At 51.4% G+C, this 17722-nt stretch carries 19 protein-coding genes and 1 rRNA gene; 10 read left to right on the top strand and 10 right to left on the bottom strand.

The genetic code is table 11. The features are described 5' to 3' along the window. The first annotated feature begins 5 nt into the window (after positions 1-5). Positions 6-773 carry an aspartate/glutamate racemase family protein gene (locus ACYVSB_RS04050; protein WP_461218514.1) on the top strand — a complete coding sequence of 256 codons (768 nt, stop codon included), beginning with the start codon at positions 6-8 and terminating at the stop codon, positions 771-773. A gap of 267 nt (positions 774-1040) precedes the next feature. Here the strand turns inward: ACYVSB_RS04050 and ACYVSB_RS04045 are convergent, their stop codons facing one another. The 3 genes from ACYVSB_RS04045 to ACYVSB_RS04035 all read right to left on the bottom strand — a co-directional run bounded on the left by ACYVSB_RS04045 (position 1041) and on the right by ACYVSB_RS04035 (position 2121). Continuing rightward, positions 1041-1193 carry a hypothetical protein gene (locus ACYVSB_RS04045; RefSeq protein WP_164511184.1) on the bottom strand — a complete coding sequence of 51 codons (153 nt, stop codon included), beginning with the start codon at positions 1191-1193 and terminating at the stop codon, positions 1041-1043. 317 nt (positions 1194-1510) lie between these two features. Beyond that, positions 1511-1717: a hypothetical protein gene (locus tag ACYVSB_RS04040; RefSeq protein ID WP_461218513.1), complete on the bottom strand. Its 207-nt coding sequence runs from the start codon at positions 1715-1717 to the stop codon at positions 1511-1513. 239 nt (positions 1718-1956) lie between these two features. Further along, complete coding sequence (locus ACYVSB_RS04035; RefSeq protein WP_461218512.1) at positions 1957-2121, bottom strand: hypothetical protein; 165 nt, start codon at positions 2119-2121, stop codon at positions 1957-1959. A gap of 355 nt (positions 2122-2476) precedes the next feature. On the opposite strand from ACYVSB_RS04035, the gene ACYVSB_RS04030 reads away from it, so the two are divergent. The 3 genes from ACYVSB_RS04030 to ACYVSB_RS04020 all read left to right on the top strand — a co-directional run bounded on the left by ACYVSB_RS04030 (position 2477) and on the right by ACYVSB_RS04020 (position 5149). Then, positions 2477-3382, top strand: coding sequence for a metal ABC transporter solute-binding protein, Zn/Mn family (locus tag ACYVSB_RS04030; RefSeq protein WP_461218511.1), 906 nt, complete (start codon positions 2477-2479; stop codon positions 3380-3382). Positions 3383-3656: 274 nt separating this feature from the next. Continuing rightward, complete coding sequence (locus ACYVSB_RS04025; protein WP_461218510.1) at positions 3657-4355, top strand: metal ABC transporter ATP-binding protein; 699 nt, start codon at positions 3657-3659, stop codon at positions 4353-4355. Beyond that, complete coding sequence (locus tag ACYVSB_RS04020; protein ID WP_461218509.1) at positions 4355-5149, top strand: metal ABC transporter permease; 795 nt, start codon at positions 4355-4357, stop codon at positions 5147-5149. The genes ACYVSB_RS04025 and ACYVSB_RS04020 overlap by 1 nt, the downstream gene beginning before the upstream one ends. A 233-nt stretch (positions 5150-5382) precedes the next feature. On the opposite strand, the gene ACYVSB_RS04015 is transcribed toward ACYVSB_RS04020, so the two are convergent. Beyond that, positions 5383-6288, bottom strand: a complete 906-nt coding sequence (locus ACYVSB_RS04015; protein WP_461218508.1) for a N(4)-(beta-N-acetylglucosaminyl)-L-asparaginase — start codon at positions 6286-6288, stop codon at positions 5383-5385. A 114-nt stretch (positions 6289-6402) separates the two neighbouring features. Between ACYVSB_RS04015 and ACYVSB_RS04010 the strand changes: the two genes are divergently transcribed. Then, entirely contained in the window at positions 6403-6528 is a 126-nt protein-coding gene (locus ACYVSB_RS04010; protein ID WP_263853211.1) for a hypothetical protein, read from the top strand. A gap of 315 nt (positions 6529-6843) precedes the next feature. Here ACYVSB_RS04010 and ACYVSB_RS04005 read toward each other — a convergent pair whose 3' ends face one another. The 4 genes from ACYVSB_RS04005 to ACYVSB_RS03990 form a co-directional block, all read right to left on the bottom strand. Further along, entirely contained in the window at positions 6844-7044 is a 201-nt protein-coding gene (locus ACYVSB_RS04005; RefSeq protein WP_125602295.1) for a hypothetical protein, read from the bottom strand. 36 nt (positions 7045-7080) lie between these two features. Then, the gene (pepF, locus tag ACYVSB_RS04000; RefSeq protein ID WP_191987507.1) at positions 7081-8880 is read right to left on the bottom strand and encodes an oligoendopeptidase F; all 1800 of its coding nucleotides are present in this window, start codon (positions 8878-8880) and stop codon (positions 7081-7083) included. Positions 8881-9238: 358 nt separating this feature from the next. Beyond that, positions 9239-9469: a hypothetical protein gene (locus ACYVSB_RS03995; protein WP_125602289.1), complete on the bottom strand. Its 231-nt coding sequence runs from the start codon at positions 9467-9469 to the stop codon at positions 9239-9241. A gap of 268 nt (positions 9470-9737) precedes the next feature. Further along, positions 9738-9935, bottom strand: a complete 198-nt coding sequence (locus ACYVSB_RS03990; protein ID WP_125602286.1) for a hypothetical protein — start codon at positions 9933-9935, stop codon at positions 9738-9740. 286 nt (positions 9936-10221) lie between these two features. On the opposite strand from ACYVSB_RS03990, the gene ACYVSB_RS03985 reads away from it, so the two are divergent. After that, entirely contained in the window at positions 10222-11298 is a 1077-nt protein-coding gene (locus ACYVSB_RS03985) for an LCP family protein (RefSeq protein ID WP_318531104.1), read from the top strand. Between the two features lie 383 nt (positions 11299-11681). Here ACYVSB_RS03985 and ACYVSB_RS03980 read toward each other — a convergent pair whose 3' ends face one another. Then, entirely contained in the window at positions 11682-12233 is a 552-nt protein-coding gene (locus ACYVSB_RS03980; RefSeq protein WP_125602284.1) for a TetR/AcrR family transcriptional regulator, read from the bottom strand. A gap of 572 nt (positions 12234-12805) precedes the next feature. Between ACYVSB_RS03980 and ACYVSB_RS03975 the strand changes: the two genes are divergently transcribed. Further along, positions 12806-13315: a hypothetical protein gene (locus tag ACYVSB_RS03975; RefSeq protein ID WP_125602281.1), complete on the top strand. Its 510-nt coding sequence runs from the start codon at positions 12806-12808 to the stop codon at positions 13313-13315. 162 nt (positions 13316-13477) lie between these two features. Here ACYVSB_RS03975 and ACYVSB_RS03970 read toward each other — a convergent pair whose 3' ends face one another. After that, positions 13478-14194, bottom strand: a complete 717-nt coding sequence (locus ACYVSB_RS03970; RefSeq protein WP_461218507.1) for a hypothetical protein — start codon at positions 14192-14194, stop codon at positions 13478-13480. Positions 14195-14485: 291 nt separating this feature from the next. Here ACYVSB_RS03970 and ACYVSB_RS03965 point away from each other — a divergent pair, with 291 nt between their 5' ends. The 3 genes from ACYVSB_RS03965 to ACYVSB_RS03955 all read left to right on the top strand — a co-directional run. After that, on the top strand, positions 14486-16030 hold the full coding sequence (locus ACYVSB_RS03965; protein ID WP_461218506.1) for an ABC-F family ATP-binding cassette domain-containing protein: 1545 nt from the start codon (positions 14486-14488) through the stop codon (positions 16028-16030). A 306-nt stretch (positions 16031-16336) separates the two neighbouring features. Then, entirely contained in the window at positions 16337-17260 is a 924-nt protein-coding gene (locus tag ACYVSB_RS03960) for a Gfo/Idh/MocA family protein (RefSeq protein ID WP_461218505.1), read from the top strand. Positions 17261-17612: 352 nt separating this feature from the next. Next, positions 17613-17722: ribosomal RNA gene (locus ACYVSB_RS03955) — 16S ribosomal RNA — on the top strand; the annotation flags it as partial.

Raw genomic sequence — 17722 nt, 5'->3', positions numbered from 1 at the left:
TTTTCATGAAAGATTTCTTTACGATCATTGGTGGGATGGGCACCATGGCCACCGAAAGTTATCTGCGGTTGTTGAACGCGCGGACACCTGCCAGTAAGGATCAGGATTATTTGAATTATTTGTTGGTCAATGACGCCACCGTGCCTGACCGGACCAACTATATTTTGGATCACCAACAACCGAATTTCTTCCCGGATCTGCAGGAGGATATTTTGCAACAGAGTCAGTTACATCCAGAATTCTTCGTGATGGTCTGCAACACGGCCCACTATTTCTACGATGAACTTCAGGCGCTGACGCCAGTGCCACTGCTGCATATGCCGCGGATCGCGATCAACAACTTGCACCAACGCTTCCCCCAAGAAAAACGGGTGGGCTTGATCGCCACCGCCGGCACCATCGCCGACAAAGTTTACGCCAACGAGATCCAGCGGGCAGGTCACGAAGTCGTGCTCGGTGATCAGTCGATCCAAGCGATGGTCAATGAATTGATTTACCGAGACATCAAAGAGCAGAATCTGGTTGACCATGAATTGTACCACCGCATTTTGGCCAAAATGCACGATGACTACCACGTTTCCGTCATCGTTCTCGGGTGTACCGAACTGTCATTGGCTCAAGAAAAAGCGCCGGAGCACCCTTATCAAGTGATCGATGCCCAAAGCATCATCGCCGACCAAACCATTTCCTTAGCCACCCAATTACGCCAAGCTCAGCCGGTGGATTGGGTCCGCGCCGTCAACGAATACGTTGGCCCGCTTATTTCCGAGTAGAAAAATCGCGCCAGAGAAATAACGAAATAGAAATAGCAAAATAAAAATAACAAGCCAAAAATAACAAGCTAAAAATAGCAATCGAAAGTTATGATTGAAAATACGCATAAGTCGCGGGATAACGTGAGCTTGGAGCGGTTGGTCGCCTGACCAGCTGCTGCAAGCTAACGGATTCCCGCGGCTTTTTTGGTCAGCACCAGGCGACCAATAAAAAAAGTCGCTAGCGATTAACTAGCGACGACTTCAGTGGTCAGTGGGAATTCGAGGTTATTTGATTTGCTGCTTGAGGTAACGATGGAGTAATTCGAGGGTGGATACCAGCAACATGAATAGACCCACGCCGAGACACAGCGCTAACGCAAAGGGCGCCAGCGCCCAAAGTGTTGACAAAATTCCTACAATAACTTCGGTAAATGACATCTTAACTCCTCCTTGAATGCACAACCCATCAGCGCCCTTAACTTGCCCGTTAGTCCAATAAATTTCGTGAACAGTGATCAATCTAATTACAATATACCACTTTGCTAAATAAAAGCAATTCCGTTTTTTTTGGTGATATTATGACTGCTAGTGGAACACTTAGGTTGCATGAAAGTAGCTTGTCCGCAGCTTGCGCTGCGCGTGGCGTTGGTGGATGGCAAGTGTGGTGGGGCTCCAGGTCAGGCTGGGGGTGGTGGAACGCGGCGGGCACGACTTGAAGCTTTTCGGAAACTCGCCGAAAATCTTCAAGCTCGGCCTTATTGTAGGCGATAAATCGCCAACAATAATATCGCGGCTGACTCACCCCCAGCCCGACCTTCCGCCGACGAGTAAACAATCCACCAACGCCACGCTCCGCTCCAGCCGCTCAACGTTATAGCAGTCGTTTGAGCACTCACGCCAACTGACAAGCTGTTGCCAATTGATGGGGAACCACGCAATTGACGGACGTGGTTAGTGGTCACAATCTTTACGTTGGTGACACCAGCATAGTCTGTCAGATAAACTGAGGCAAGTTCTTGGCGAATCAGCCGAATCGGTCAATTTCCAACCAGTGATTGTTTCTGGAGCGGATAAAGATGTTCAACTTACACAAAGTAGGCCGATCTCCTGATCCAAATCAGTTGGCATTGCCGTACCATCCCAAAAGTTGGCAATTGTTTTGACCTCTTGCTTGCAAAAGCACTTCGTCAGATACCCATCTTCAATTGCAGATAAGCTCAATTCTGCCTAGCAACCGCCTCAGGACGTGTGGCTCAGCGGTGAAATTGTCCTTGGCGGCTTTGCCGCTTAGGACAAGGCTCGATTTGAAGACAAGCCGCGCACTTTGCGGATTGGCTTCAAACGATGCCCACCGCGTTCCAGCCACGACGAACGTCCTGAGGCGGTTGCGTCCCCACCCAAACCCTGCGAATTCCGGACAATCAAGAATAGGAACCAGTCGTTCTCGATCAATTCAAACGATGCCCACCACGTTCCAGTCCGCAACAGCAGTCTCAGGCGGTTGCGTCCCCACCCAAACCTGCAATCAAGCAAAAGCTCTGAAATACAAAAAATTTAATTTTTTTGCAAAAAAAGGTTAGAATGTAAGCTATCACTGAGTTTTGGCAGGCGCGACCCCAGCGCGATCACCGCAATTAACCGCTTTATTGCGATAGATGAACCTATGAACATTTGACCATATTTATTGTCATCATTAGACTATTGATTAGTAAGGAGGAGTTATGGTTAAAAAACTGATTAAACAATGGCCTTGGTTGGTGGCGCTGCTCAGCTTGAGTCTGCTGCTAACGGCTTGTGGCCGGACCGCGACCAAGGAACCAGCGAAGACTACGGGCAAGATTCATTTTGTGACCTCATTGGATTTCTATGGTGATCCGGCGCGGGCGATTTTGGGCGACGCGGGGACAGTCACGAGCTTGATCAATTCGCCGAGTGTGGATCCTCACGATTATTCGCCGACGACCAATGACGCGAAGATCGTGGCGCGGGCGGATCTGGCGCTGATGAACGGCGCGGGCTATGACAGCTGGCTGGCCAAATTGGTCAAGGCCGACGATGAACAGACCCAGCTGATCGATGTGGCGGCGGATATCGTTAAGTTGCCAGACGGCGGTAATGAACATCTTTGGTATGATTTCAGCGTGATGCCCCAAGTCACGAAGCTGTTGGTCAAGCGTTTTAGCGCGCTGCGACCAGCTCAGGCGGCGACTTTCGAACGTAACGGGCAGAAATATTTGGCGCGTTTGGCCAAGTTGCAAGAACAGGAAAAAGAGTTACGCCAAACGCTTTCCGGGCAGAAAGTAATGATTACCGAGCCAGTTTTCAATTATGTCCTGACTAATTTGAAAATGACCATCGTCAATGAAAGCTTCGCCTTGGATATTGAAGAGGGCGCCGATCCGAAGCCTGCTGATATTCAGCGGATGCAAGATCAATTGGATCACCGCGAAGTCAGTTGCCTAGTCGTCAATAAACAAGTGACCAGCGCCTTGGTCACCGATTTGATCAAGCGGGCCGAGCGACATCAGGTGCCAATTTTGCGAGTGACCGAAACATTGCCGCAAGGGAAGAATTATTTGAGTTGGATGACCAGCCAGTTACAAGCATTCGCGACAATCACAAAATAACAGAGTGCGGAGAGGTGCGATTAGACCGTGAGCATTAATTTATCAGATTGACTAAGCTGCGGAGCAGATTTGGCAAACTGATACCTTAAGGCGCAGCGGTCTGCACCTCGCAGCACGTTTCAAACCAGAGTGCGGAGCCACCCCGGTCAGCTTCTGAGCATTAGCCTAGCCATTGTTATGGAAGCTGGGCTTTGCTTCCGGAACAATGGCGTAGCTAAGCGGAAGAAGCTAGGTCGGTGAGCACGTTTTGAGAAATAGTAAGTGAGGAGAATCAATGACAGACCCAATTTTGAAAGTCACCGATTTAGCGATGAGCTTCGGTGAGAAAACTGTTTTTAAGAATTTGAATTTTACGATCGACGCCGGCGAGAAATTGGCCTTGATCGGGCATAATGGCGCCGGCAAGTCGACGTTGGTCAAACTGTTGATCGGGTTGACCCATCCCACTGCCGGCACGATCACGCGGATCCCGTTGCCTGGTCATGAGCGACTGCGAATCGGCTACGTGCCCCAATTTCGCAATTTGGATGCCGACGCGCCGCTGTCCGTCGCCAGTTTCGTGGCCTTGAATGTGGGGATGAGTTGGCGGCCGTGGTTGAGCCATTCGGAAAAAGAGCGGGTGACCCAAGTTTTGGCGCAGACGCAATTGACGCAGATCAAAGACCGCCCGATCACCTTGACCTCTGGCGGTGAGCGGCAACGGGCGTACTTGGCGCAAGCTTTGTTAGCCGATCCAGATCTGTTGATTTTGGATGAGGCCACTGCCAGCATGGACGTGGACGCGAAGGTGCAGATGATGGCCTTGGTGGATACGATCGTGACCCAGCAGAAAATGGCGCTGGTCTTCGTCAGCCACGACTTGGAGTTGACGGCGCGGTACACCGACCGCTATTTGTTGATCAGTAATCAGCAGTTGTTGACCGGCTCCAGCAAAGAAGTCAACGCCGATAGTTTGAAGGGGGTGCGGCTTTAATGTTTGCTTTTACCTTTATGCGCCACGCGTTTGTGGCCAGTACGTTTATCGCTTTGACCTGTGGGGTGATCGGCGTCTTCGTGGTGGCCCGGCAATTGTCTTTTCTGGCCCACATGTTGTCTGAGATCGGTTTTGCCGGCGCGGCGTTTGGCGCGTTTCTCGGCATCTCGCCGTTGATTGGGATGTTGCTGTTCACCTTGGCCAGCAGCTTGCTGATCAGTAGTTTGTCGGTGGAACGGGTCCAACGGGAATCGACGATCAGCGCCGTTTCCTCGCTCTTTATCGGCTCAGGGATCTTATTCCTGGCGCTGGCCAATCAAAGCTCTAGTTACGCCACCGATATTCTCTTCGGGAGTATTGTCGGCATCAGTCAGAGCGGCGTTTGGCAACTGGTGGTGTTGTCGCTGGTGGTGCTGGTGACGATCTGGCTGATTTTCCGGCCGCTGCAATTCGATTCCTTCGATAGTGTCGGCGCCAAGGCCAATGGGGTCCACGCTCGCGTGATCGGGATCATCTTCTTGATCCTGCTGGCAATGAGTGTCAGCGTCGGCGCGCAGATCGTCGGCTCAATGCTGGTGTTCATCCTGTTGACGTTGCCAGCCTCGATCGCCAAAGCCCTGGGACACAGCATGAAACAATTGCTGCTGATCTCCGTGGCGGCCGCGCTGTTTGGCGTCTGGCTCGGCCTGTGGCTAGGCTATCTGACCAATTGGCCGGTCACCTTCTTCATCGCCTTGATCGAAGTGATCTGCTACCTGTTCGCGCTCCTCGTCCAAAAACGCCGAAATGGCTAAAACATCGTGACCACTACTCAATGAACTGACCGCAGAATGACTTGCGGTCAGTTTTTTTGTGGCGACTGGCGGGCTCTTTTTAGAAAATTTAGAGTTTGGAATCAACAATTAGCTGGAACGGATGCGGTCTGAAGTTCTAGGGGAAATAAAAAGGCGCCAATGACCTAACGTCACTGGTGCCTCGTGTTGCCGATATTTTGCGAACCTTTTTTCCTGATTGATTGGCGCCGGTATTAATGGGCCGTCACGACAAAAGTGGTGCTGTCATCGGGGCCGGGATTGGCGGTGTAAACGGTCAGCGGCTGGGTGGCGGTGGCGACTGCAAAGGTGAACTCGCAATTGGTGGCCACGCCCCAATTGCCTTGTTTGTCCAGGGCGATCAGGGAGAAGGCGCCGGCTTTGCCATAATGTTGTTTGAGCCGCCGGTCGAAATCGTAAGTGGCTTGGTCGCAGGCCGCTTGCGGGGTCAATCCGGACTTCATCAAGCGCACGATCTCATAGGAGAGCACGCCTTTCATAATATCTTCGCCTAACCCGGTGGCGGTGGCGCCGCCGATTTCGCTATCCACGTAAAAACCAGAGCCAGACAGCGGCGAATCGCCAACGCGGCCGTGCTTTTTCATGAAGAGTCCCGAGGTGGACGTGCCGGCGACCATTTTCGCCTGTTGATCCAGGGCGACGACGCCGACGGTATCATGACCGTCATAAGGAGTCAAATTTTTGCCAGCAACCTCAGCGACGCGCTCCTGCCAAGCGGTGATCGCAGCGGGTGTCAACATATTGACCCGCTCAAAACCAGCCTGTTGCGCGTATTCCGTTGCGCCGGCGCCGACCCGGAAACTATTGAAATGATCGTGGCTGAGTTTGCGGGCGACGGTGATTGGGTTCTTGACATCGGTAATGCCAGCTACGGCGCCGATTCCATAAGTATTGCCATTCATGTATGCCGCGTCCATTTCCAGCAACCCGTGTTCATTGGGCAAACCGCCGTAACCGACCGAGCCGTATTCGGGATTGTTTTCCACGTCCTTGATAGCCGTGACCAAGGCGTCACCGGCATCTCCTTGTTGCTGTAACTCCTGCGCGGCAGTGGCCACGCCATCGCGTGCCATTTGCCAAGTAGCGATCATTCCCCACATGGTGGTAACCTCCGATATGTTGTTTTTTTGAAAAACTTTTTGGTAGTTTGGTTCTTGCCTGATTGCAGGCGGGGTGGGTTTGGATGGTGACGCAACCGCCTCAGGACGTTTGTCGTGGCTGGAACGCGGTGGGCATCGTTTGAAGCCAATCCGCAAGCCCAGCGGCTTGTCTTCAAATCGAGCCTTATTCTAAGCGATAAATCGCTAAGAATAATCTCACCGCTGAGCCACACGTCCTGAGGCGGTTGCTAGGCAGAATTGAGCCGATCTGCAATCGAAGCTGGGTATCTGACGAAGTGCTTTTGCAAGCAAGTGGTCGAAAGGTGACCACTTTTTTGTCGTCAGGCAATACCAACGAATTTGGTTGATTCATCGATATTTTGTCCTAGTTCATCAGACAGCCTGCGATGGTGTCACCAATTCAAGGATTGTAACCACGAATCACGGCCGTCAATTGCGTGAATCTGAATCAGTTGAACATGGTTTGCCAGTTGGCGGGAGTGCTTAAATGGCCAAGATAATGTTTAGCGGAGCGTGGTGTTGGTGGTCCGTTTACTAGTTGGCGGAAGGTCGGGCTGGGGGTGAGTCAGCCGCGATATTATTCTTGGCGGCTTTGCCGCCTAGAATAAGGCCGAGTTTTGAGATTTTCGGCGTACTTCCGAAAATCTCAAAATCGTGCCCGCAGCGTTCCACCACCCCCAGCCCGACCTGGAGCCCCACCACATCTGCCATCCACCAACGCCACGCCCAGCGCAAGCTGCGGACAGCCTCCTTTTATCCAGCCTTAAGCAATCATTGACCCAGCAGTTGTTCCAGTTCCGTCAACCGTTCCGCGAAGACAGCAAAGGCAGCCTCGAGATAATCCGGCTTGGTCATATCGACCCCAGCCTTTTGCATGATCTCGATCGGATAAGCGGAGGAACCCGACTTCAAGTAAGTCAGATACTTGTCAACAGCCGGTTGCCCTTCGCTGGTGATTTTGGCAGAGAGGGAAGAGGCCGCCGCAAAACCAGTGGCATATTGGTAAACGTAATAGTCCATGTAGAAATGCGGGATCCGTGACCATTCCAAACTGATTTCCGGATCAGAAACCACCGCGTCACCGTAGTAATGGGCGTTCAAAGCGCCATACTTCTGATTCAACGCTTCGGCGGTCAGCGGTTGGCCTGCCGCGTCGGCTGTGTGCAAGAAGTGTTCGAATTCGGCAAATTGCGTCTGGCGATAAACGGTGCCCTTGAAGCCATCCAAGTAGTAGTTCAACAGATAGGCGCGGACTTGCGGATCCGTTTGCGTTTTCAGCAGATATTCGGTCAACAAGTTTTCATTGGTGGTTGAGGCGATCTCGGCCAAGAAAATCGGATAATCGCCGTATTGGTAAGGCTGATTGTGGCGGGTGTACCAACTGTGCACGCTGTGGCCGGTTTCGTGGATCAAAGTGTACAGGTTGCTGACATTATCTTGCCAGTTCAGCAGTTCGTAAGGCGCAGTGTCGTAAGAACCGCCGGAATAAGCGCCGCCCCGTTTGCCTTTATTTTCGACCACGTCAATGTAGCGATTGTTGAAGATCTCATCCACGTGGCTCAGATAATCGTCGCCGAGAATACTCAGGGCTTTTTTGGCTTCGACTTTCGCCGCGGCAAAATCATAACTTAGCGGGGGCTCGCCGGTCAGCGGCACATACATATCGTACATATGCAAGGTGTCGACGCCGAGGATCCGTTTGCGCAGCGCCACATAGCGATGAAGCAGGTCCAAATGGCTGTTGACCTGTTCGATCAAGGTGTCATAAACGACTTCGGGCACATTGTTTTGGCTCATGGCCGCGGCCCGAGCATTAGGATAATGATGGACTTGGGCCAAATAATTGTGGCTCTTGATCTCGCCGGAAAGCGTCTGCGCCAGCGTGTTTTGGAATTGGTCGTAAACACTATACAAGCCGGTAAAAGCGTCTTGGCGGACATCGCGGTCGCCGGATTCGATCAAAGTGCCGTAGAGCCCGTTGGATAATTGAACGGTTTGACCGTCTTCATCCTGCACCAAAGGAAATTCTAAATCGGAGTTGTTCAAAACATTGAAGGTACTACGGGAGGCGCCGAAAACTTCCGTCGCCGCATTGACCAAGGCCTCTGAATTGGCGTCCAACACATGAGCCTTTTGTTGCCGCAGGTTATCGAAGAAATGGCTGTAATCCTTCAAGCGCGGTTCGCTGACAAAAAAATCCGCCAAAGTCGCGTCATCAATGGCGATGATCTCTGGATCGCAGAAAGATAATTTTGTCGAAACACTGGTTGCCAAAGAACCGGCGCGCGCGTCTAAGCCGAGATAATGGTTATTGTTGGTGTCCTGATCGCTTTTCATGCTGGCGTAAACATAGACCTTCTCCAGCCGGCGAAAAGCCGCGTGTAAGGCAACCACTCCTTGATAAAGTTCACTGGCGCTGGCACCCAGCTTGCCTTGGAAGGCAGCCGCTTGGTCAGCCAACGCGCCAACTTCAGCGAAATCCGCCTCCCAAGCGGCATCGTCAGGATAGATCAAGCCTAGGTCCCAAGTTAAGGACTCGGGAACCTCTTGTCGTTCTGGTAATTGTTTGATTGTAGCCATGGAAAAAACCTCCTGGAATATTTGTTAATGGCGCTTAATCATATCGTACACTTTTTCGCCCAGATAGTTAATCCTCGAAATGAAAAAGTCTGCTTTATTGTGGTGAGTTTCGGCGATTTGCCTTGGTTGAAGGGATGATGACCGCAGCACTTCGCAGGCGAAAGGATGATGCCCGCAGCTTGCGCTGCGCGTGGCGTTGGTGGATTGCAGATGTGGTGGGGCTCCAGGTCGGTCTGGGGGTGGTGGAACGCGGCGGGCACGATTTTGAGCTTTTCGGAAACCCACCGAAAATCTCAAAACTCGGCCTTATTGTAGGCGATAAATCGCCAACAATAATATCGCGGCTGACTCACCCCCAGCCCGACCTTCCGCCAGACGAACAAACAGCCCACCAACGCCACGCTCCGCTCCAGCCGCTCAACGGTTTAACAGGCGTTTGAGCACTCACGCCACCTGGCAAACTATTGCCAATTGATGGAGCACCACGGAAATGACGACCATGGCTAGTGGTTACCAGCTTTAAATTGGTGACACCAGAGCAGTCTGTCTGATGAACTAAGGCAAGCTCTGGATGAATCAACTGAATCCGTCGTTCCCAACTCAAGGATTATTAAGGAAATGGGTCAAATTATTAGACCAACGCAAAGTATATCATTCCGCTAATCCAAATCCGTTGATATTGCCGGACCATTTCAAAAAGGAGTGATTGTTTGACCACTAGCTTGCAAAACCACTTCGTCAAGTCCTTCGCCTCGATTGCGGATAGGCTCAATGCTGCCTAGCAACCGGCTGGGACTGCGCGGCTCTATTTAGAGTGAGAGCCACCCCGGGTAGCTTCTGAGCATAGCCTAGTCAGGATTTTGGAGGCTGGGCTTTGCCTCCGGAAGCCTGACGTAGCTAAGCGGAAGAAGCTGGGGTGGCGAACACGTTTCAGTGGTGAAATTGTCCTTAGCGGCTTTGCCGCTTAGGACAAGGCTCGATTTGAAGACAAGCCGCCGGGCTTGCGGATTGGCTTCAAACGATGCCCACCACGTTCCAGTCCGCATCAGCAGTCCCAGCCGGTTGCGTCACCATCCAAACCCACCCAAACCTGCAATCAAGCGAAAAAACATGAATAGGAGCCGGTTGCGCTCGCGCGCAACACCCACCAAACCCACCACAATGATCATCGTGGTCTTGCACTTTTGTCACAATTTGCTTAAGGATGTTGTAAGGGTGACGTTTTTTATTAGTCTTTTGTCGTCAGCTGTATTAATCTATTAGTAGCTAATAACGGAGGTCGTTATTTTGGACAAAAGAACGGAACATACGCGCAAGTTGCGCCGTAATCGCTTGCTGACGTTTGAAGATGATGGGGTTAAGAAGCCACGCTGGGGGCGGATCATTGGTCTGCTCGTTGTGGTCGTGGCGTTTGCCGTGGGCGCATATGCGTTGCGGTTGTACGGTCAAACGAAGAAAGCTCTTAATGGGACTTATGAATCCGCCGGGGAAATCAAATCGGCGGCGCTTTTCCAACAGAAAAAGGCCTTTTCCGTGCTCTTATTAGGGGCGGATACTGGCGCCGAGGGCCGGAACGATCAAGGTAATTCGGACACGATGATCGTCGCAACGGTCAATCCTGGCACCAAGAAGGTTTTACTGACCAGTGTGCCGCGGGATACGATGGCGGAAATGGTCGGCTCCAGCGGTTTCAACGTCCAGAAAGTCAACGCGGCTTACCGTGAAGGCGGTTCGAAAATGGCGATGAATACGGTCAGCCAGTTGCTGAATGTGCCGCTGGATTACTACGTGACCATCAACATGGGTGGCCTGGAGAAAATCGTGGACGCGGTCGGCGGTGTTGACGTGGATGTGCCTTTTGCTTTCAGTTACGGTGGCTCCAGTTTTACCAAAGGAGCGATGCATCTGAATGGGAAACAGGCGCTGGCTTACGCGCGGATGCGTTACGACGATCCGGAGAACGATTACGGTCGCCAGAAGCGCCAGCGCCAAATCATCACGGCAATTATCAAATCTACCGCCAGTACCGGCACCCTCGCTAATTTCCAAAAGGTGCTCAAAGCCATCACCAGCAACATGAAAACCAACCTGACCTTCGATGATATGGTCCAGATTTTTCTGAATTATCGCGGCGCCAGTGAAAGCATTAGCAGTGACTACATTCATGGCACCAACGCCTATATTGGCGCGGCGGCCTACCAGATCGCCTCGACGACCGAACTCCAACGTGTTTCGGACAAAATTCGCGCCACCCAAGGTTTGGCCCAGGAGACGCTCGATAACGAAGAAACGCGCCAGAACAAATTGAATGTCACCAATCAAGGCTTCGTTTTCGAAAATCCCACCGTCGACCAACACTTCGTCATCTACGCCCAAAACAACGACTACACAGCCTGGACCGGAAATTAAGAATCAGAGTGCGAAGCGCAACGGGTTGCTTTTGAGCACGACTAGCGATTTGTTGCAGATTGGCGCAGACAATCTGTGACAAATTGCGTATCGGCGCAGAAAGCAGTTGCGCGCAGCACGTTTCAAAAACCAGAGTGCGAAGCCAGCCCGGGTAGCTTCTGAGCATTAACCTAGCTAGGATTTTGGAGGCGGATCTTTGCCTCCGGAAGCCTAGCGTAGTTAAGCGGAAGAAGCTGGGCTGGCGCAGCACGTTTCAAAAACCAGAATTCACGTAGCATTCTCATCAGTCAAAAACACCCCAGGTCCGCGTGACCGTGGGGTGTTTTATCGTGTTGATTTTTGATTGACGTGACCTACAGGCTAATCAGGTGAGCCGGACTTAGTTAGAGATAAGGCGAGAAGTGTTTGATGTCCGTGACCAGCCGCGACAGCTTGCCCGCGATTTCTTGTGGCGGCGTCGCAAAGCCACCTACGATCCAATCGACCAACACACCACCACAGCCATAACCAAAGAACTCCGCGTAAAAAGCCCGATCATGAGGCGATAAATGTTGCTCCGGATCAATCTCCTCCAGCATATCCGTTAACCGCGCCTTAACCACATGCGAGAACGTCAGCAATAACGTGTTTTGATCACTGGCCGCCGTATTCAAATAGAAACGTTGATGCTTGTTGATCGAATCCAGCATCTTCTCAACTTGCACCCGCCAATTGGTGAAGGTCACCTGATCGCTATCAAGAAAGTGGAAACTGATTTGTTGGTAAGTGTAAGCCAGCAACTCGTACTTATCCTGAAAATGATAATAAAAACTTTGGCGATGCATCCCGACCTTGCGGGTCAACATGGAAACGGTGATCTGACGGAAGTCCTGCTCCTCAGTGAGGCTCAGCAATGCGTTCATGAACGCTGGCTCGGTGATACTATCAACACTCATTTTTGACCTCCTTTTGAAACGTGTTCGCCACCCCAGCTTCTTCCGCTTAGCTACGTCAGGCTTCCGGAGGCAAAGCCCAGCCTCCAAAATCCTGACTAGGCTATGCTCAGAAGCTACCCGGGGTGGCTCTCACTCTTTTTGAAACGTGTTCGCCACCCCCAGCGCTTTCCGCTTAGCTACACGATTGTTGCGGAAGCAAGGCGCGGCTTCCAAAACGATTTCTAGGATAATGCTCAAGCGCAACCCGGGCTGGTTCGCACTCTGATTTTGCTCTTGCTTTCATTTTAACTAATCTCGCTGGGAATTACATTAATATTGCTGAGAAAAGTTGGAAAACACTGGTTCTGTTTGTAGATTTTCGCTTGATTGCAGGTGTGGTAGTGTGTTGTGCGTGAGCGCAACCGGCTGGGACTGCTGTTGCGGACTGGAAACGTGCTCACCGACCCAGCTCCCTGCGCTTAGCTACGCAAGGCTTCTGGAAGCAAAGCGCAGCTTCCAAAATCCTTGCTAGGCTAATGCTCATGAGCTGACCGGGTCGGTTCGCACTCTGTTTCGAACGTGGTGGGCGTTGTTTGAAGCCAATTCCAAAAGCGGGAATTGGCTTCAAATCGAGCCTTGTCCTAGGCGGCAAAGCAGCCAAGGACAATTTCACCACTGAGCCGCGCAGTCCCAGCCGGTTGCTGAACAGAATTAAGCCTATCTGCAATCAAGGCAAAGAATTTGACGAAGCGCTTTTGCAAGCTAGCGGTCAAACAATTACCCGATTTTCGGGGGTGGTACGGCAACATCAACAGATTCGGCTGATTCACCAAGAACTTGCCTCAGTTTATCTGACAGACTATGCTGGTGTCACCAACGTAAAGATTGTGACCACTAACCATGGTCGTCAATTGCGTGGTCCCACATCAATTGACAATAGCTTGCAAAATGGCGTGAGTGCTCAAACGGCTGTTATAACGTTGAGCGGCTGGAGCGGAGAAATTCGGGGTGAGATCGCCGTGAAATTGGTCTTAGTGGCTTTGCCACTTAGACCAAGGCTCGGCTTTGAGCTTTTCGGTGGTTTTCCGAAAAGCTCAAAGTGACGCCCACAGCGAGCTCACCCCGAATTTCGCAGCGCAAGCTGCGGCCAATCTACTTTTAAACAGCCCCAGAACCCCAACCTAGCTCGCCGTAGGGACGAAAAAAGCCGCCAAACAAGTTGGCGACTCGAGTTGACACTATTCAATTTTAGTAACGACAGCTGCTTAGGAAAGAACTTCGACAGAAGCGGAGAGAATCCCAGCAGCAGGAATGGAACTGTTCGGCATTGCGACGTCCAATTGGTAAGGATTGCTGTAAGCAAACGTACCAGTATCATTGACCGTCCGGTAAAGCACTTGACCATTAGACATACTGATCTTCAAGCGCGTGCCCCGAGGAAAAATGCTCAAGTTAGCGGCAACGCCACCATAACCCATGTTAGAACCAAGAACGGCAGGATCGTAGAAACTGATTTTGAAAGTTCCTCGGTAAGTTCCCGAAGTCGAACGACTCGTTGAGTAACTGGTTTGCGCAGCCCGAGCAGCGGCAGCCTTTTGCGCGGCAGCTTTTGCCGCAGCGGCCTTAGCAGCCTTTTCGGCAGCAGCTTTCTCAGCAGCAGCCTTTTCAGCGGCGGCTTTCTCGGCAGCTTTGCGGGCGATCTCATCTTGTTGTTTCTGATAAGCAAGTTGAGCGGCACGAGTGGCAGTTTGGCGGGCCAAACGATCTTGGGCGGCGTTGGTCGCGTCTAAATCTTTGGTGATCCGCGCTGCGAGAGTGACTTGGTTGACAGCTTGTTTCGATGGATAAACGGGCGCCGCTTCGGTGCTATCGCCCAAGGTAGAAGCGGCGAGAACGTTGAAGTTAGGCAAGAAGAAAGCAATCGTGATCGCGAAGGTGAATGCGATTCTAGTGAGATGCTTATTGTTCAAACGTGCGGACATAAATGAAAGACTCCTTTACGTGTTGCGGAATAGTTCCTGTTGTTTTATCAACGCTATCGAGTATAACGGGTGAATATAACAGTGAAATACCAGCCAGATTACAAGTTCGCGCAGCACCTGACACACTGTTAATTGATTGTCATAAAGCGCGGTTTTTGACACACGTTCGTAACAAAAGGGGACTTTTATGACAAAAATAGCGAAAAATATGATTTTGTAATCTGGAATACTGCCGTTTTTGCAAGATTTATGGTATATTTTTAGTCAGTCGAATTTTAAGGAGTCTGAATTATGAGTGTATTAACGGTCACCGATCTTAGTCATGCTTTTGTTGATAAGACGCTGTATGACCATGCGAATTTTAAAGTTGAGAACCAAGACCACATGGGGATCGTCGGTCAGAACGGGGTCGGGAAAAGTACCCTGATCAAGATCCTGACCGGTGAGATCCTGCCGGACGAGGGCCAGATCACCTGGCAAAAAGGGTTAGAGATCGGTTATTTGGATCAGTACGCCCAATTAACGCCGGGGATGACCATTCGAGAATTTCTGCGGACGGCTTTCGATCATTTGTACGCCGCCGAAACGCGCATGAACCAATTATATGAAGAATATGGTCAAAATTACGATGATGACTTGCTGGAAAAGGCCGGCAAGATCCAGACGCGGCTTGAAGAATCTGGGTTTTATGACGTGGAGACGCAAATCGAAACGGTGGCCACCGGTCTGGGGATCACCGATATGGGGCTGGAACATGATGTGGCGGCTTTAAGTGGCGGCCAACGTTCGCGGATCATTTTGGCGAAATTGCTGCTGCAACAGCCCGATGTGATGGTCTTGGACGAGCCGACCAACTATTTGGATACGAAGCACATTGATTGGCTGACGGATTTCCTGCGGGCTTTCAAGGGCGCTTATTTGGTGATCTCCCACGATTATAATTTCCTCGAGGGCATCACCAATTGTATTTTGGATATTGAATTTGGTCAGATCACCCGCTACACCGGAGATTTGGCCGCGGCCTTCAAGCAAAAGGAAGCCAATTCCTTGGCCTATCGCCGCGCTTATCAGAAACAACAAGAACAAATCGCCAAAACCGAGGCCTATATTCGTAAATACAAGGCTGGTTCGCGGTCACGTTCGGCGCGGGGGCGGGAGAAGCAGTTGGCCCACGTGGAAGTCATGAAGGCGCCGGATCGGCTCGTGCAACCGACGATCACTTTTGCCCATAGCGCCACCGCCAGCAAAATCATTGTGACCACGACGGATCTGGTGATCGGCTACAAGCAGCCGTTGAACCAGCGGCCACTGGAATTTTCTGTGGCGGACGATGAGAAAGTGGTCATTGCCGGGTACAATGGCGTGGGAAAATCCACCTTGTTGAAGACCATTCTGGGTCAGTTAGCGCCTTTGGCCGGGGAGATCGAGCAGGCGCCTACGCTGAAGATCGCCTATTACAATCAGAGTTTGCAATGGCCTCATAAGTTGGCCACGCCACTGCAATACATGCAGGATCTGTATCCTCGTGAGAAGCCGAAGATTTTGCGGCAAGTTTTAGCGCGAACGGGCTTGACCGCCCAGCAAGTCTTGTCGCCGATCGCGGATCTCTCCGGGGGCGAGCAGTCCAAAGTGAAATTGGCGGAGATCATGATGATCCCGGCGAATCTGTTGATTTTGGACGAGCCCACCAATCATTTGGATGACGCGACCAAAGCCGCCCTGCGCAAGGGCATCCAATCCTTCCCCGGCGCGGCCTTGCTCGTGACCCACGAACTAGACTTCTACGACCAGAGCTGGATCGACAAAGTTATCAACATTGAAGATTACCAGCAGTAAACCTGTGGCAGTCGACGTGCGTTAGCCCCTTGATCGTGGGCCAGTTGCGTGCGCTCGCGCCAGAAATAAACGAACCAGTAGAGAAGTTGACGAAACGTTCTGCGCTTAGTTGTCCTGATAGCTAAGCGCGGAACGTTTTTTGGCGTTTTTGTTGGCGGCGGCACCAGGTGATTTTTCCTGACTGTGGGCAGAGGGGTATAGTATAATGAGCGTAGCGCGTTCGGGTGTTGGCTTGATGATGGACGGAACACGACCCCATGGACGACTGTTGTGCGCAACCATTATATAGAAGAAGAGGACATGCAAATGTTGAAAATCGGTGTGATCGGCTTGGGGAACATTGCCCAAAAGGCTTATTTACCAGTGATGGCAGGGTTACAGGATCAAGCACAGTGGCTTTTGTGCACGCGCGATGAGGTCAAGCTGAATCATTTACAGGCGCGCTATGGGTTTACTCAGGCGGTAACAACCGTGGCGGCGCTGCTGGAACTACAGCCGGACGCGGTTTTTATCCATACGCCGACTGCCACTCATGGCGCCTTGATCCGCCAGTTCTTGCTGGCGGGATGTCACGTCTACGTGGATAAGCCGGTCAGCACCGATCTGGCCGAGGTGCAGTCCTTGTATGCTTTGGCCGCCGCGCGGGGACTCTTGTTGACTTGCGGGTTCAACCGGCGCTTTGCCAGTTTGAATGTCCAAGCCAGCGCCGGAGTGCGACCCACTATGGTCCGTGCTGAGAAAAATCGGATTGCCACGGCTCAGCCAGTTGAGTTTGCGATTTTCGATTTGTTCACCCACGTGATCGACACGGCGCTGACTGCCGCTCAGATCAGTCCGGCGGAACTGACCGCTAGCACCCGCAAATTCCAGATCGTCGCCGATCAAGCCGGCAATCTGCGGCAGGCGGGAATTGTGTTGACCGACGCCACGCAATCCATTAGCGCCTGGTTGGATATGCAAGCAGGCGTCGATCAAGAAACGCTGACACTTCATCGACCGACAGGCATCAGTTGCGTCCGTGATTTGCAGCAACTGACGGTCAGTACCAGCGCCGGCGACTTGACGCAAAGTCTGCCTAGCTGGCAACCCATGCTGACGGCCCGTGGGTTTGCACCGTTGATCCAGGCCTTTTTGACCGCGATCACAACGCCAGGCGCCAGCAACCCGGTGAGTCCCGCGTCCAGTTTGGCGACTCACGAATTATGCACGGAATTGTTGGCGAATTACTAGTCTAACGGCAACCATTTTAGTCACTCCAAACTTTTTTGATTTTTTTGCTATTTAGGCTTGCTTAATGCGGTTTGATTTGCTAAACTATTTAAGTTGTCGTTTTTAAGAAACACACAGCGCTCTAAGCTTTGATCATTTCCTTCTCAAAAAACTTTCAAATTAAATGTTGACAGTGTTTGGTGGATATGGTATTATAAATGAGTTGCTGTTGCGACAAGGTAGACCTTTGAAAACTGAACAAAGTTTCGATAAATGTGCAGGGTCGATAGCGATTTCGGTCGCTATCTACAAAGAACATTTGCGAAGTCAATTCGCTAGTTAATGAATTTAAAATCGAGTCTAACTCAAACTTTTATATGAGAGTTTGATCCTGGCTCAGGATGAACGCTGGCGGCGTGCCTAATACATGCAAGTCGAACGAGTTTCGACATTTACGGAAGATGCTTGCATCGGAAGAAAATG

The sequence above is a fragment of the Lapidilactobacillus salsurivasis genome (genome assembly GCF_054785215.1).
This window is presented reverse-complemented; position numbering and strand designations above follow the sequence as displayed.

What these genes read in the sequence shown, in the direction of transcription:
- ACYVSB_RS03980 (WP_125602284.1), bottom strand. Translation starts at nt 12,233, where the DNA reads ATGAGTGTTGATAGTATCACCGAGCCAGCGTTCATGAACGCATTGCTG.
- ACYVSB_RS04015 (WP_461218508.1), bottom strand. Translation starts at nt 6,288, where the DNA reads ATGTGGGGAATGATCGCTACTTGGCAAATGGCACGCGATGGCGTGGCC.
- ACYVSB_RS04020 (WP_461218509.1), top strand. Translation starts at nt 4,355, where the DNA reads ATGTTTGCTTTTACCTTTATGCGCCACGCGTTTGTGGCCAGTACGTTT.
- ACYVSB_RS03965 (WP_461218506.1), top strand. Translation starts at nt 14,486, where the DNA reads ATGAGTGTATTAACGGTCACCGATCTTAGTCATGCTTTTGTTGATAAG.
- ACYVSB_RS03960 (WP_461218505.1), top strand. Translation starts at nt 16,337, where the DNA reads ATGTTGAAAATCGGTGTGATCGGCTTGGGGAACATTGCCCAAAAGGCT.
- ACYVSB_RS04050 (WP_461218514.1), top strand. Translation starts at nt 6, where the DNA reads ATGAAAGATTTCTTTACGATCATTGGTGGGATGGGCACCATGGCCACC.
- ACYVSB_RS04045 (WP_164511184.1), bottom strand. Translation starts at nt 1,193, where the DNA reads ATGTCATTTACCGAAGTTATTGTAGGAATTTTGTCAACACTTTGGGCG.
- ACYVSB_RS04030 (WP_461218511.1), top strand. Translation starts at nt 2,477, where the DNA reads ATGGTTAAAAAACTGATTAAACAATGGCCTTGGTTGGTGGCGCTGCTC.
- ACYVSB_RS04025 (WP_461218510.1), top strand. Translation starts at nt 3,657, where the DNA reads ATGACAGACCCAATTTTGAAAGTCACCGATTTAGCGATGAGCTTCGGT.
- ACYVSB_RS03970 (WP_461218507.1), bottom strand. Translation starts at nt 14,194, where the DNA reads ATGTCCGCACGTTTGAACAATAAGCATCTCACTAGAATCGCATTCACC.
- ACYVSB_RS03990 (WP_125602286.1), bottom strand. Translation starts at nt 9,935, where the DNA reads ATGCGGACTGGAACGTGGTGGGCATCGTTTGAAGCCAATCCGCAAGCC.